The organism is Mycobacterium gallinarum (assembly GCF_010726765.1).
GTDB classification, from domain to species: Bacteria; Actinomycetota; Actinomycetes; order Mycobacteriales; family Mycobacteriaceae; genus Mycobacterium; species Mycobacterium gallinarum.
In genome coordinates this window covers 3,052,977-3,066,479 of the sequence record NZ_AP022601.1, presented here as the reverse complement: position 1 = coordinate 3,066,479, position 13,503 = coordinate 3,052,977, and the positions used below count along the sequence as shown (strand labels likewise).

Below are 13,503 nucleotides of genomic sequence, written 5' to 3'. Positions count from 1 at the left end.
GATAAATGTATTTGGGTGCAGGCGAACGGGAGTGCTGATGAAGACGATCGGATCCATCGACGAGGCGATCGCGCTGATCGGCGCCGAACTCGGCGTGAGCCGGTGGGTGGACATAGAGCAGCAGCGCATCGATGCCTTCGCCGAGGTCACCATGGATCACCAGTGGATCCACGTCGACGTGGAGAAGGCCAAGGCCGAGAGCCCCTATGGCGCAACCATCGCGCACGGCTTCCTGACGCTGTCGCTCATCCCCGGTGTGAGCAAGGACAACTACCGCATCGAGAACGCCAAGATGGGGATCAACTACGGGCTGAACAAGGTGCGGTTTCTCGCCGCAGTGACCGCGGGCAGCCGTGTCCGCGTTCGTTCCCAACTCCTCGATGCGATGAGGGTCGACGACGACACGGTCAACTTGACCGTGCGGCACACGGTGGAGATCGACGGCGTCGAAAAGCCGGCTGCGGTAGCCGAACTCATTGCGCGGTTCATCTTCTGATGGCAGGCGGACCGTTCGATGGCAAAGCGGTGCTCACCGGCGCGGGCAAATCGCAGGTCGGCCGCAGACTGGGGCGGACCGGACTCGAGTTGACCCTGGAGGCGGTGCTGCGCGCGATCGCCGACGCCGGACTCGACGTCGACGACGTCGACGGGATCGCCAGTTATCCCGGACCCGGCGTGCCCGACGCGGGGTTCTCGGGTGCGACGGTGCAGGAGGTGCGCAACGCGCTCGGTCTCCGCTGCCGCTGGTACATCTCGGCGATGGAGACCGCTGGGCAGATCGGCCCGCTCATCGAGGCCTGTATGGCGGTGACGCTCGGGCTGGCCAACCACGTCGTGGTCTACCGATCGGTGTGGGAATCCACCGCCGCCGCTCAGGCCGGAGGCGGGCGGGCCTCGGTGCTGTTCGGTGGCGGGCAGCTGCCACCGCACCTCGAGTGGGTCGCACCGTTCGGCGCGTTGTCGGCGACGAACTGGCTGGCGATGCCGGCCCAGCGGTACATGAACGACTTCGGGCTGACCCGCGAACAACTTGGCTGGATCGCGCTCAATGCACGCCGCAACGCCGCGCTCAACCCGGACGCGGTGTACCGCGAACCCATGACGATGGACGACTATCTCGGCGCCAGGATGATCTCTGAGCCACTGTGCCTGTACGACTGCGATGTGCCGTGCGACGGAGCGACGGCCGTCATCGTGTCGCGACGTGACGCAGCCAAGGGATTGCCGCGCCATCCTTTGACCGTGGAGTCCGTCGGCCCTGGCATGTTCGAACGCGCGACGTGGGACCAGCGTTGCGACCTCACGACGATGGCCGCGCACGACTCCGCTGCCACCCTGTGGGAGCACACGCAGTTGACACCCTCAGACGTCGACATGGCCCAGCTCTACGACGGGTTTTCGTTCCTGACCGTGATGTGGTTGGAAGCGCTGGGGTTCTGCGAGCACGGCAGGGTGGGGGATTTCATCGAGGGCGGCGAGCGTATCGCGCTTCACGGTGCGTTGCCGATAAACACCAGCGGTGGGCAGCTGTCTGGTGGCAGGCTGCACGGTATGGGCTTCGTTCACGAGGCGTGCGTGCAGATGTGGGGTGACGGCGGCGAACGCCAGGCGCCGAAGACGCCCGAGGTGGTGGCCGTCGGTGTCGGTGGCGGGCCGGTGGCGGGATCGATGCTGCTCAGCAGCCGGTAGCCATGGCGGCCGACGCGGGAATGACGTTGGGTGACATCGTCACCGACAATGCCCGTCGATTTCCGGACGTGACCGCCTACCGGCTCGATGACCGCAGCATCACCCATGCGCAGCTGTATGAGCGTGCGGTCCAGTTGGTGTCAGCGATGGCGGCTGCCGGTGTGCGACGCCAGGATCGCGTCGCGATCCTGAGCCGCAACAGCATCGAGTTCGGCGAGGTAATGGCGGCCTGCCAACTCAGCGGAATCATCATGGCGACCGTCAACTTCCGGCTCACGGCCGACGAAGTGCGCGACGTACTCAACCGGGTTCGCCCGAAAATCGTCCTTTGCGCCGACGAGTTCGCGCCGATGATCGCCGAACTCGCACCCACGCTCACGTCCTCACCCCATCTGGTGTGCATCGGCAGCTTTGAGCGGCCGGACATGGCTGCGTATGAGACCTTCGTGGCTGCAGGCGAATCCGATCTGGTGCTGCGCGCACGGCCCGATGACATCGCGTGTCTGATCTTCACCAGCGGTACCACCGGTGCGTCGAAATGTTGCATGCTCGGTCAACGCGAACATCGGCAGGTGGCGTTCACGATGAACGTCGAAATGCGCACCGGCCCTGACGACCGCGGCCTGATCAACATGCCGATGTTCCACATCGGAGCCATGGCCATCATCGGCGGCATGCACGCCCGAGGCGGAACCGTGGTGTTGCAGCAGCAGTTCGACGCCGACGAGGCCGTTCGGCTGATCGCGCAGGAGCGCATCACCGTACTGCACCTGGCTCCGGTGATGTTGCGCGCGCTGCTCGATGCGGTGGCCGATGTCGCACTTGTCACGAGCCTACGCACCGTCATCTATGCGGCGGCGCCGATGACCATGAACATTCTCGAACGGGCGCTGGCGATGATGCCGTCGGTCGGGTTCTTGAATCTCTACGGGCAGACCGAGGCGATCGTCTCGGGGTTGCCGCGTGAACTGCATGCACCAGGCGGAGATCCAGCGGTCCTGCGCTCGGTCGGATTCCCGTTTCCCGGCATACGGGTCTCCACGGTCGACGAGGACGGTGTCGATGTACCGCTCGGCGAACCCGGTGAGATTGTGGTGCAGTCGGATTCGTTGTTCCGCGGGTACTGGGACGACGACGTGGCGACGTTGGCCACGCTGCGTGACGGCTGGTGTCACACCGGCGACATCGGCAGGTTCGACGAACGCGGGCTGTTGTACCTGGTCGATCGTAAGAAGGATGTGATCATCAGCGGCGGCGAGAACGTCTACTCGCCGGAGGTGGAGGACGCGCTGAGTCGGGTGGCTGGTGTCGCGGCGTGCGCGGTGGTCGGGGCGCCGGACGAGCGATGGGGTGAAACCGTGTGCGCGGTCGTCACAGTCGATCCTGGCGCCAACGTCACTCTCGATGAGATCCAGGCTTTCACACGCGAACGCCTGGCCGCCTACAAGGTTCCGCGCCGGCTGATGATCGTCGACGAAATGCCGGTGCTGCCCAGTGGCAAGGTCGACAAGAAGCGGTTACGTCTTCTCGTATCTCAGGCTCAGGCAGGCTGACCGAAGACCGCGACAACCACCGAACGGGCGAGGCTACGCTCCGACCAGGCGGTTGGTTACCCCGTCCAGCCCTAAACCGGCGGATACGCGGGTGGCGGATAGACCCCTCGCAGGATCCACGCGAACCAGTTGAAGCCGTACTCCAACTCGTCACTCGCGTCGTAGTCCGGGTTGGGATCCATCGGGTGCCCCCTTTCGGCCTGGTCCCCTACAGTCAACTACGACGCGGTTGAAATGGGAAGATATTTAGCGGATTATGTTGGAGTGGCGTTCAGCTTTAGCAGAATGGTGGCCGGTATCGCGATGACGGCGGCCCTCGCCGGTTGCTCGGAACCGGCGCCTGCCACGCGACCGCAAGGCAGTCTGTCGGCGGGTACTGCCGAGGTCACCATCGACGGCGTAAAGATGGACGCCACACACGACGTGCGCTGTACCTCGGGAGGTGCGGTGACGACCATCGTCACCGGCGACGAGGAGCGGGGTACGACCTCGGCGGTCGACACCGGCGAAGGCAGTGTCGTGCAGTTCGCGCAGATCCGCGACCTTGCCGGCTTCACCGGTAGCTATTGGGCAGACCTCAATCCGCGAGCGGACGTCGAGATGGCCGGACAGACGTTTGTGGTGAATGGCACCGCGGAGGGCTTCCGTGAGAGCAATCCGAGTGCGCGTATCTCGCAGAGCTTCTCGATACGGGTGGCCTGCTGATTACTACGACGGAGGACCGACATGAAAGTTCGTCTGGAGCAGTCGCGGTGCGTAGGACATGCCCAGTGCTACGCCGTTGACCCCGAGCTGTTTCCGATTGATGACTCGGGTTACAGCATCCTCGAGGCGCATGAGGTGCTGCCAGGGGACGAGCAGAAGACACGCGAGGGTGCGGCGGCCTGCCCCGAATTGGCAATCGTCATCGAAGAGGACTGACTCGGGCCTTGCCTCCACATAAGTAACCAAGTTAACTTCGTGGGGTGGCGATGTCCGACGACTGGAGAGTTCGGCTGACACGGTTGCTCGCGGAGTTCGTGCCGGACCGCTCTGCCGACCGCATCAAGGCAGCGCGCGCCTGGCATTCCCGACTGGTCGATGAGGGTCTCGCCGCTCCCGGCTGGCCGAAAACGGTTGGCGGTCTTGAACTGGCGCTGGAAGACCAACTCGACTACTACCGGATGACCACTGCCGCCGGAGCGCCTACCCATCCGTGCCCGTTGTCCTTCATCGTCGCGCCGACCCTTATCGCGCACGGGACGCAGGAGCAGAAGGACCGGTTCCTGCGACCGCTGTTGCGCGCCGACGAGTTTTGGTGCCAAGGGTTTTCCGAGCCTGAGGCGGGCAGCGACCTCGCGTCGCTGTCGACCAGTGCGATCCGTGACGGCGATGTCTACCGGGTGACGGGCCAGAAAGTCTGGACGACGATGGCCGAGCGCGCCGACTGGATGTTCACCCTGGTGCGCACGGGCCCGGCCGGTCGCAGCACCGACGGCATCACCTATCTCCTGATACCCATGAACAGCAAGGGCATCGAGATCAGGCCACTGCGTGATATCAGCGGGGCAACGCATTTCGCCGAGGTTTTCCTCGACGACGTCCAGGTGGACATCACGAACCGCGTAGGCGCCGAAGGAGAGGGTTGGTCGATCATGCGGACATCGCTGGGGCACGAACGGGCCACCGCGTTCCTCGCCGACGAGTTCAAATACCGCAAAACCGCCGACAAAGTGATCTCACTAGTGGTGGCACAGGGACTCGGCGACGACTCGTTGGTGCGCCAGGACGTCGCGCGACTCGAAAGCGGCGTGCGGACCATCGCCGCCAACAGTGCGCGTGCGCTGGCCGCCGTGCTGCGGGGCGAGGATCCCGGCGCGGTGGCTTCGGTCAACAGACTGGTCAAGTCGGAGTTCGAGCAGCACATGCACGCGTTCGCACTGCGTGTCAGCGGTGCGCACGGCGCGCTGGGCAGCCGGGCGCCCGAGGCAGTCGACAACGGGCGGTGGACGTACGGCTATCTGATGAGCCGCGCCACCACCATCGGCGCGGGGACCGCGGAGATCCAGCGAAACACCATCGCCGAGTCTGTACTCGGTTTGCCTTCGCACCGGGGCGATGGCACCCGTGTCCCTGCCGTCGTGCCCGGCGCCCCGCTCGCGGTCCCGGAAAGCGACGAACAGCAGCTACGTGACGTGCTAGCCAAAGCACTCCGCCGCGATCTTCACGAAATACTGGATAAGGAGAGACCTTTCGACGCGACCGACGGCGCTATGTGGGCATCTCTGCTGGACTTCGGACTGCCTGGGCTCGCTGTCGACGAGGCGCTCGGCGGCACGGGCGCACCGCGACGGATGCTGTATGCCGCGCTCGAAGAGGTGGGCAAGGCCGTTGCGGCCGTGCCGCTGGTTCCGACGGTGACGGCGCTAGAGGTCGCCGTAGCGGTTGGCGCAAAGGCGGTGGCCGAACGCATCACAGCCGGTGCGTCCGCCGCGTTCGTGGTGCCGCTGGACGATTCGGGTTGGCAGACAGCGGGATCGGGTCTACCGGGGTGGTGTGATGATCGCCTCAGCGGCGCGGTGTCGGTGGTGCCGGGCGCACCGGTCGCCGAGGTGTTGCTCGTCCTCGCCGCCGACGGAGTACTGATTGCGGTCGACCGTGACGCCGAGGGCGTCGACGTCGTGGCGCAGCAGCCACTCGATCTCAGTGCCACGGTGGGTGCGGTCACGCTGTCGGATGTCGCGGGTGAGGTCATCGCAGACGGCGCCCGCTTGCGCCGCGGGCTCGATCAGGCGCGGCGGTACGCGCTGTTGGCCGGTGCGTCGGATTCGATCGGGGTCGGTGCGCGCGCATTGGCCATGACGGTCGAATGGGCCTGCAGACGGGAACAATTCGGACGGCCGATCGGCAGCTACCAAGCCGTGTCACACCGCTGCGCGGACATGCTGGTGGCGCTGGAGAATGCGCGCAGCCAGGTGTCGATGGCGGCTGAAGCCGACGAAGTCGACGCCGACTGCGCTGCCGAACTCGCGGCGGCAGCTGGGTTCGACGCCGCAGTGTCAGCCACCGAAGCGGCGTTACAGCTCCACGGGGGCATCGGATTCACCTGGGAACATCCCATCCACCTCCTACTCCGTCGCGCGCGCGCCAACGCCGTGCTGATGGGCCGGGCCGAGGCGTTGCGCGAGCGCGCCGCCCGGCGAATCTTGGCCGCCGCCAACTGATCAGCGAAGGAACCTCATCGTGCAATACGGCACCAGTCCAGAGCTCGAGGAGTTCCGCATCGAGGTGCGTTCCTTCATCGCCGAGCACGCGCCGGCCATACCTCCGCGGGCCGGGGTGCGTAGCGCGCAGAACGACACCGAGCACCGCATGCTCGCGGACTGGACAGCGCGGCTCTACGACTCGGGTTACGTCGGCGCGGACTGGCCCGCTGAATTCGGTGGCCGCGCGGATCGCACAACCGAGCACGCGGTGATCGTCGGGGAGGAGCTGGCCCGCGCTCGGGTGCCGGGGGCGCCGAGCGGCAGCGTGTTGGCATCGCATGCCCTGATCCACTTCGGCACCGACGGGCAACGGAGCAGACACCTGCCCGAGATCCGGGCGGGCCGTGAGTGGTGGTGCCAGCTGTTCAGCGAGCCGGGTGCGGGCAGCGATCTGGCGTCGTTACGGACCAAGGCGGTCCGACGGGGTGATTCGTACGTCGTCGACGGCCAGAAGGTGTGGACGACCGACGGCCACTGGGCGAGCTACGGGTACCTGCTGGCACGGACGGATCCCGACGCGCCGAAGCACAAGGGCATCAGCGCATTCATCCTCGACATGTCGATGCCCGGGGTTGAGGTGCGGCCGCTGCGCGAGCTGACCGGCACGTCCGACTTCAACGAAGTTTTCTTCGACGGTGTTGCGGTCCGTGCCGACGCCATGATCGGTGCGCCCGGACAGGGCTGGGCGATCGCGAACGCGACCCTGGCGCACGAGCGAACGAACGTCGGCGGCATCGTCGTCAAACTCAAGCTGGCGATTGCCGCCCTGATCGACCTCGCGCGCCGCGTCACGATCGACGGGCGCGCGGCCATCGAGAGCGACCGGGTCCGTGATCGCATCGGTCAGTTCAGCGCCGACGTCGAGGCGCTCTCGGCATTGACCTACGCGAACCTGGGTCGGTGGCGACGCGGTGAGGAACGGATGCACGACGCCCCGATGGGCAAGCTGATGTTCAGCGAGATCAACCTCGAAATGGCCCGCTTCGCAGTCGAGCTCGGTGGTGAGTCGGGCGTGCTCGTCGACGGCGACGCCAACGCGCTCGACGACGGCAGGTGGCAGGACGAGTGGCTCTACGCACGCGCGTTCACCATCGCCGGTGGAAGTTCGGAGATCATGCGGACGCTCATCGCCGAGCGTGGCCTCGGCTTACCGCGTACGCGCTAGGCGTCGACGAGTCGTGCGCGATGCTCGGTGACGCTGCCGTCCATGGCCTCGTCGACCTTGATGCGGCGCAGCAGCAGATGCAGGTCGTGCTCCCAGGTGAAGCCGATGCCACCGTGCACCTGCAGGGCCAGACTCGCAACATTGCTCGCAGCGGCCTTCGCGTAGGCGGCGGCCGCGGCCACGGCTCGACTGCGAACCGGCTCGGCTGAATCCAGCGACATTGCGGCCGCCCACAGCGTCGCGCGGCTGGCCTCCACGCCGACGGCCATGTCGGCGCAGTGGTGTTTGACAGCTTGGAACGAACCGATCGGTGCGCCGAACTGCTCGCGCTGACCGGCGTAGGCGACCGTCATGTCAAGCAGCCGAGTTGCCGCACCGAGTGCGTCGAAGGCGCGGTGTACCGCCAGCGCATCACGCATCAGAGCGAGCGTTCCCGTGGGCACCGGCACCCAAACCGCGTCCGAGTCGGCATCGGTCACGCGGCACCACGATCGGGTGAGGTCCAGGGTCGTCATCACCGTCAACGACGGATTGCGCACCAGCGCAACGAATTCTTCGTCGGCACTCTGCCGCGTGACGATGAACGCGTCCATGTCGGTCGCCATCGGGATGGGGCTGCCGCTCTGACGACCCAGTCCGACGAGAAGTCGGCCCTCGGCTACCGCTGCGACGGCCTCCAAGCCGGCGCGCTCGATCAGCCAGCAGCCGATCGCCAGATCGGCGATCGGCAGCGAACTGGCCGCGTAGCCGTGCGCTTCACTGCAGACCGCGAGGTCGGCGTGGGTTCCGCCGACGTCCGGTGTCAGCAGAGCCAACAGTCCGCATTCCGCGACGTGCGCCACCGCCGCGGGGTCGAGTGTGAGCGCGGCGTCGTCGAGAGCGTGACGCACGCGCGTGAACGGGTCGTTGCGCTCCAACCAGGATCGCTCCGCATCGGCGAGCTGTCGTTGTTCGTCGGTCAGCCCGAAGTCCATACGCAACCCCTCCCAGTAGGTTGACCTAGTAAACCATGTAGATATACATTTAACTAAATGATGAGCATCCGAGACGCGCTGGCGCGGTTGTGGGACGCCGACGACGATGCGGCGATGCTGCAACAGAATGGCCAGTGGATCACCTGGGGTGAGGTTCGTTCGCTTGCCGAGCGGATCGACGCCGAGCTGCATGCGGCGGGTTGCGGCCGTGGCGGCCAGGTCGCCGTCGTTCTCGGAAACCGGATGGAGTCGGTCGCGGCGGTCATTGCGATTCTTCGGGCTGAACGCACGCTGGTGACGGTCAGCCCGCTGCAGCCCATACAGCGATTGAGCGCCGACCTCGCAACGTCGGGTGCCAGCTTCGTGCTTGCGCCGGGAGAACTGTTCGGCGAGCGCGCGTTCGTCGAGGCGATCGAACGCCTGGGTGCCGCCGCCTACAGCGTCGACGGTCCCTCGGTGACCAAGTGCGCCGATGCGACCAGCGACCCTCGGCCCGTCGATCCGACGATCGCCATCGAGATGCTGACTTCGGGCACCACCGGGCCTGCGAAGCGTGTTCCGTTGGGCCGCAGGGAATTGGAAGCCGCGCTGTCGGCTGCACTCAAGCACAACAACCGGCCCGAGATCCGCGACAAACCGTTGCTGACCGGCGCCGTCGGCATGGTGACGATACCGATCGTGCACATCGGCGGGATGTGGAACCTGCTGCAGGCGTTGGTCGCCGCGCGCCCCATCGTGATGCTGAAACGGTTCACTCTCCGCGGGTGGCACGCCGCGATCACCGAACACCGGCCGACCCTGGCCGGGTTGCCGCCACCGGCGATCCGCGCGGTGCTCGATTCCGACATTCCGCGCGAGGACCTGGCCAGTCTGCGCGCCGTTATCTCCGGTACGGCGCCGGTCGACCCCGCGATCGTCGACGCCTTCTATGAGAGATTCGGTGTTCCGATCCTCATCACCTACGGCGCAACAGAATTCGCGGGCGCCGTGGCTGGCTGGACGGCCAGCGACTTCCGGTCCTCGTGGTCGAGGAAGCGGGGCAGCGTGGGGCGCCCCTTTCCCGGGGCACGGCTACGGGTGGTCGACGACGGCGGAATCGAGATGCCCACCGGGCAGAGTGGCCGGCTACAGGTGAAGTCACCTCAAGTTTCCATTCGGGCAGTCGACTGGGTGACGACCAATGACCTCGCGCACGTTGACAGCGATGGCTACCTCTACATCGACGGTCGCGCCGACGACGTGATCATCCGCGGTGGATTCAAGATCGAACCGGAAACGGTCGCGCGGGCCCTGTGCACTCACCCGGCGGTCCGCGATGCCACCGTGCTCGGTCGCGCCGACGATCGACTGGGCCAAATACCGGTGGCTGCAGTCGAATTAGTGGATAGCCGCGCGACTGGAGAGGACCTGCGGGAGCACTGCCGCACGATACTGACGCCATACGAGGTGCCCGCCGAGGTCTTCATCGTCGACGAGCTACCGCGTGGTGCGGCGCTGAAGGTGGACCGGGCCCGCTTGGTCGCGATGCTCGACGCAATGCACTGACACAGAGAGAAGGGCACGGGACAGCAATGGGACGGGTACAGGACAAAGTCGTTCTGGTGACGGGTGCGGCGCGTGGCCAGGGGCGCAGTCACGCGGTCAGACTGGCCGAGGAGGGTGCCGACATCATCCTGTTCGACATCTGCCACGACATCGAGACCAATGGGTATCCGCTGGCCACGCCGCGCGATCTCGAGGAGGCCGGGCTGGAGGTGGAGAAGGCGGGTCGGCGGGCACTCACCGCAGAAGTCGATGTGCGGGATCGCGCGGCTATGAGCCGCGAATTAGCTAATGCTGTAGCGGAATTCGGCCGGCTCGATGTCGTCGTCGCCAATGCGGGCATCTGTCCGCTCGGCGCCGAACTCGGCGTGTCCGCCTTCGTCGACGCGTTCGACGTCGACTTCATCGGCGTGGTCAACACCGTCCACGCGGCGCTGCCTCATCTGAGCGCGGGGGCATCGATCATCACGACGGGGTCGATCGCCGCACTGCTCGCGTCCAAGATGCCGCCCGGCGCGGCCGGTCCGCAGGGGCCAGGCGGCGCGGGCTACAGCTATGCCAAACAGCTGGTGGATTCCTACACACTCGAACTGGCCGCGCAGTTGGCGCCGCAATCCATCAGGGCCAACACGGTTCATCCCACCAACTGCAACACCGCGATGCTCAACAGCGATCCGATGTACAAACAGTTCCGGCCGGACCTGCCGCAGCCGACCCGCGACGACGCCCTCCTGGCATTCCCCGCGATGCAGGCCATGCCGACGCCCTACATCGAGCCGGGTGACGTATCCAACGTCGTGTGCTTTCTGGCGTCCGACGAGTCCCGATTCGTCACCGGCCTGCAATTCAAGGTCGACGCCGGCGCGATGCTGAAGTTCTAGGAGGACCAGATGACCACCGCATCAGACACCGACACCGCCGCAGTCGAGGGCCGCATCACCGACGCGGACATCGAGCGCGCGAGGGCGCAGATCGGGATCGCGGTCTATCAGCGCGACGAGCCGTGGAACAGGCTGCCGAACGCGGATGCCATCACCCACTTCGCGTTCGGCTGCGGCGACGACAACCCGCTGTTCTACGACCACTCGTACGGTGAGCACACTCGATGGCACGGCCAGATCGCGCCTCCGACGTTTCCCATCGCCACCGGGATCGACCAAACCCCGAAGTTCACCGACCCTGAGCGCAAGAAGCTTTTCCGCGGACTCTTCCGTGGCACGGGGAAGTACTACTCGGGCGTCAAATGGACCTGGTATCAACCGATCTACGCTGGGCGTCCGGTGTTGATGGAGAACTTCACCCTTGATGTCGTGGTGCAGGAGAGCGCATTCTCGGGCGGGCGGTCGGTGAAGGAAACCTTCCGCTACCTCTACGTCGACGTGGACGGGAACCCGATCGCCACCCGTGACGAGTCCTACATCAACGCCGAACGGCAGGGATCGAAGAAGTCGGGCAAGTACTCCGACATCGAGCGCAAGCACTGGACCGAGGAGGAATTCGCCGAAGTCGAGGCCGCCTACGAGGCCGAGGTCCGGCGTGGTGCGAATCCACAATGGTGGGAGGACGTCAGCGTCGGTGACGAATTGCCGTCGGTGATGAAGGGCCCGATGACCGTCGTCGACATCATCAGCATGCACATGGGGTGGGGGTGGGGCGGTTATGGCGTCGGACCGTTGAAGTTCGCGCATCAGTTGCGCAAGCGCATGCCGGCGTTCTACATCCCCGACGAATTCGGCGTCCCCGATGTCGTGCAGCGCATGCACTGGGACGTCGCGCGGGCACACGCGATCGGCATTCCCGCGCCCTATGACTACGGGCAGATGCGCGCCGCGTGGGTCAGCCATCTGTTGACCAACTGGATCGGCGACGACGGCTGGCTGGCCGAGATGGATCTGCAGATGCGCGGATTCAACTATCACGGCGATATACACCGATGCACAGGCAAGGTGACGGCGAAGGGCGATGATCCCGACGATGCGGTGTCGCTGGAGGTGTTCGCGACGAGCCAGCGTGACGAGGCCACGACGAGGGGTACGGCGAAGGTGCTGCTGCCGTCGAAGAAGTCGGGTGCGGTCGTGCTGCCCGTGCCCGATCAGGACCTGAGAAGGCGTGGGGCACAGGTTGCCTCGCGGATGGGCGGCAAGGTCGGCCAAGAACTACGGAAGATACACGGAGAGTGAACTGAGATGAAGCGCGTGATCTACGACGCCGAGCACGAGCAGCTTCGGGAGTCCACCAAACAGTACCTCGAACGTGAGGTCGCCCCGCACGCCGAGAAGTGGGAGCGCGAACGCATCGTCGACCGTTCGGCCTACATCGCGGCGGGCAAGTACGGGCTCATCGGATTCAACATGCCCGAAGAGTTCGGCGGCGGGGGATCCGACGACTTTCGCTTCAACGCCGTGATCGCCGAGGAGTTCGCGAAGTGGGGCAACGTGACCCCGGCGTTGTCGTTGCAGAACGACGTCGTCGGCCCCTACTTCAAGAGCCTCGCCAACAACGAGCAGAAGGCGCGCTGGTTTCCCGGCATCATCAGCGGAGAGACGATTGTGGCGATCGCCATGACCGAACCGGGTGCGGGCAGCGATCTTGCGGGCATCACAACGAGCGGCGTGCGCGACGGCGACGACTGGATCATCAACGGCTCCAAGACATTCATTTCGTCGGGCATCAACGCCGACCTCGTCGTCGTCGTCACCCGCACCGATCCCGCCGCTGGGCACAAGGGCTTCAGCCTCCTGGTCGTCGAGGATGGGATGGAGGGATTCACCCGGGGCCGGAAGCTGGACAAGATGGGCCTGCCGGCGCAGGACACCGCCGAACTGCACTTCGAAAATGTTCGCGTACCCGCCGCCAACCTCCTCGGTAGGGAGGGCGGCGGTTTCTATCAGCTGATGCAGAACCTGCCCTCGGAGCGGCTGTCCATCGCCATCTCGGCGATCTACGGCGCCCGGGAGACCTGGCGTCAGACACTGCAGTACTGCAAGGACCGCAAGGCCTTCGGGCACCCGATCGGCAGCTTCCAGCACAACCGTTTCCAGCTTGCCGAGATGGATACCGAGTTGGAGATCGGCGAGGCGTACATCGACCGTTGTCTGCACGCGGTCGTAGCGGGCGACCTCACCGCGATCGAAGCGGCGAAGGCCAAATGGTGGTGCACCGAGACGGCGAAGAAGGTGATCGACAGGTGTGTGCAGCTACACGGCGGCTACGGATACATGAACGAATACCGCGTCGCCCGTGACTACGTCGATATCCGTATCCAGACGATCCTCGGTGGGACAACCGAGATCATGAAGGAAATCATCGGCCGCGACCTGGGGCTGTGACGGTGC

General features: G+C 65.6%; 12 protein-coding genes and 1 pseudogene. 11 read left to right on the top strand and 2 right to left on the bottom strand.

The genetic code is table 11. The annotated features are described in order from the left end of the window. The first annotated feature begins 37 nt into the window (after positions 1–37). Genes G6N42_RS14875 through G6N42_RS14865 form a run of 3 tightly spaced genes read left to right on the top strand, consistent with a single transcriptional unit; the run spans position 38 to position 3,242 of the window. Entirely contained in the window at positions 38–496 is a 459-nt protein-coding gene (locus G6N42_RS14875; RefSeq protein ID WP_163730278.1) for a MaoC family dehydratase, read from the top strand. Further along, positions 496–1,689 carry a thiolase family protein gene (locus G6N42_RS14870; protein WP_163730277.1) on the top strand — a complete coding sequence of 398 codons (1,194 nt, stop codon included), beginning with the start codon at positions 496–498 and terminating at the stop codon, positions 1,687–1,689. Before G6N42_RS14875 ends, G6N42_RS14870 begins: the two co-directional genes overlap by 1 nt. Positions 1,690–1,691: 2 nt before the next feature. Continuing rightward, positions 1,692–3,242, top strand: coding sequence for a class I adenylate-forming enzyme family protein (locus G6N42_RS14865; RefSeq protein WP_163730276.1), 1,551 nt, complete (start codon positions 1,692–1,694; stop codon positions 3,240–3,242). A gap of 71 nt (positions 3,243–3,313) precedes the next feature. Here the strand turns inward: G6N42_RS14865 and G6N42_RS31205 are convergent. Further along, positions 3,314–3,427, bottom strand: a pseudogene (locus G6N42_RS31205) (CAP domain-containing protein); the annotation flags it as partial. Between the two features lie 79 nt (positions 3,428–3,506). Here G6N42_RS31205 and G6N42_RS14860 point away from each other — a divergent pair. Genes G6N42_RS14860 through G6N42_RS14845 form a run of 4 tightly spaced genes read left to right on the top strand, consistent with a single transcriptional unit; the run spans position 3,507 to position 7,652 of the window. Next, a complete protein-coding gene (locus G6N42_RS14860; protein ID WP_232076140.1) occupies positions 3,507–3,947 on the top strand; it encodes a lipoprotein LpqH in 441 nt (146 codons plus the stop codon). Positions 3,948–3,968: 21 nt separating this feature from the next. Then, the gene (locus tag G6N42_RS14855; RefSeq protein WP_163730275.1) at positions 3,969–4,163 is read left to right on the top strand and encodes a ferredoxin; all 195 of its coding nucleotides are present in this window, start codon (positions 3,969–3,971) and stop codon (positions 4,161–4,163) included. 50 nt (positions 4,164–4,213) lie between these two features. Further along, positions 4,214–6,445 (top strand): acyl-CoA dehydrogenase family protein, encoded by a 2,232-nt coding sequence (locus G6N42_RS14850; protein WP_174262255.1) that lies wholly within the window; start codon positions 4,214–4,216, stop codon positions 6,443–6,445. A 19-nt stretch (positions 6,446–6,464) separates the two neighbouring features. Beyond that, on the top strand, positions 6,465–7,652 hold the full coding sequence (locus G6N42_RS14845; protein ID WP_163730273.1) for an acyl-CoA dehydrogenase family protein: 1,188 nt from the start codon (positions 6,465–6,467) through the stop codon (positions 7,650–7,652). Here G6N42_RS14845 and G6N42_RS14840 read toward each other — a convergent pair. After that, positions 7,649–8,626 (bottom strand): acyl-CoA dehydrogenase family protein, encoded by a 978-nt coding sequence (locus tag G6N42_RS14840; protein WP_163730272.1) that lies wholly within the window; start codon positions 8,624–8,626, stop codon positions 7,649–7,651. The genes G6N42_RS14845 and G6N42_RS14840 overlap by 4 nt on opposite strands. Positions 8,627–8,683: 57 nt before the next feature. On the opposite strand from G6N42_RS14840, the gene G6N42_RS14835 reads away from it, so the two are divergent. Genes G6N42_RS14835 through G6N42_RS14820 form a run of 4 tightly spaced genes read left to right on the top strand, consistent with a single transcriptional unit; the run spans position 8,684 to position 13,497 of the window. Next, positions 8,684–10,171: a class I adenylate-forming enzyme family protein gene (locus G6N42_RS14835; RefSeq protein WP_174262083.1), complete on the top strand. Its 1,488-nt coding sequence runs from the start codon at positions 8,684–8,686 to the stop codon at positions 10,169–10,171. 26 nt (positions 10,172–10,197) lie between these two features. After that, the gene (locus G6N42_RS14830; RefSeq protein WP_163730271.1) at positions 10,198–11,049 is read left to right on the top strand and encodes a mycofactocin-coupled SDR family oxidoreductase; all 852 of its coding nucleotides are present in this window, start codon (positions 10,198–10,200) and stop codon (positions 11,047–11,049) included. 9 nt (positions 11,050–11,058) lie between these two features. After that, positions 11,059–12,348 carry an FAS1-like dehydratase domain-containing protein gene (locus tag G6N42_RS14825; RefSeq protein ID WP_163730270.1) on the top strand — a complete coding sequence of 430 codons (1,290 nt, stop codon included), beginning with the start codon at positions 11,059–11,061 and terminating at the stop codon, positions 12,346–12,348. A 6-nt stretch (positions 12,349–12,354) separates the two neighbouring features. Then, entirely contained in the window at positions 12,355–13,497 is a 1,143-nt protein-coding gene (locus G6N42_RS14820; RefSeq protein ID WP_163730269.1) for an acyl-CoA dehydrogenase family protein, read from the top strand. Positions 13,498–13,503: the final 6 nt, after the last annotated feature.

Coding starts and splice junctions, on each gene's coding strand:
- G6N42_RS14875 (WP_163730278.1), top strand. CDS start 38: ATGAAGACGATCGGATCCATCGACGAGGCGATCGCGCTGATCGGCGCC.
- G6N42_RS14870 (WP_163730277.1), top strand. CDS start 496: ATGGCAGGCGGACCGTTCGATGGCAAAGCGGTGCTCACCGGCGCGGGC.
- G6N42_RS14865 (WP_163730276.1), top strand. CDS start 1,692: ATGGCGGCCGACGCGGGAATGACGTTGGGTGACATCGTCACCGACAAT.
- G6N42_RS14855 (WP_163730275.1), top strand. CDS start 3,969: ATGAAAGTTCGTCTGGAGCAGTCGCGGTGCGTAGGACATGCCCAGTGC.
- G6N42_RS14850 (WP_174262255.1), top strand. CDS start 4,214: ATGTCCGACGACTGGAGAGTTCGGCTGACACGGTTGCTCGCGGAGTTC.
- G6N42_RS14840 (WP_163730272.1), bottom strand. CDS start 8,626: ATGGACTTCGGGCTGACCGACGAACAACGACAGCTCGCCGATGCGGAG.
- G6N42_RS14835 (WP_174262083.1), top strand. CDS start 8,684: ATGATGAGCATCCGAGACGCGCTGGCGCGGTTGTGGGACGCCGACGAC.
- G6N42_RS14830 (WP_163730271.1), top strand. CDS start 10,198: ATGGGACGGGTACAGGACAAAGTCGTTCTGGTGACGGGTGCGGCGCGT.
- G6N42_RS14825 (WP_163730270.1), top strand. CDS start 11,059: ATGACCACCGCATCAGACACCGACACCGCCGCAGTCGAGGGCCGCATC.
- G6N42_RS14820 (WP_163730269.1), top strand. CDS start 12,355: ATGAAGCGCGTGATCTACGACGCCGAGCACGAGCAGCTTCGGGAGTCC.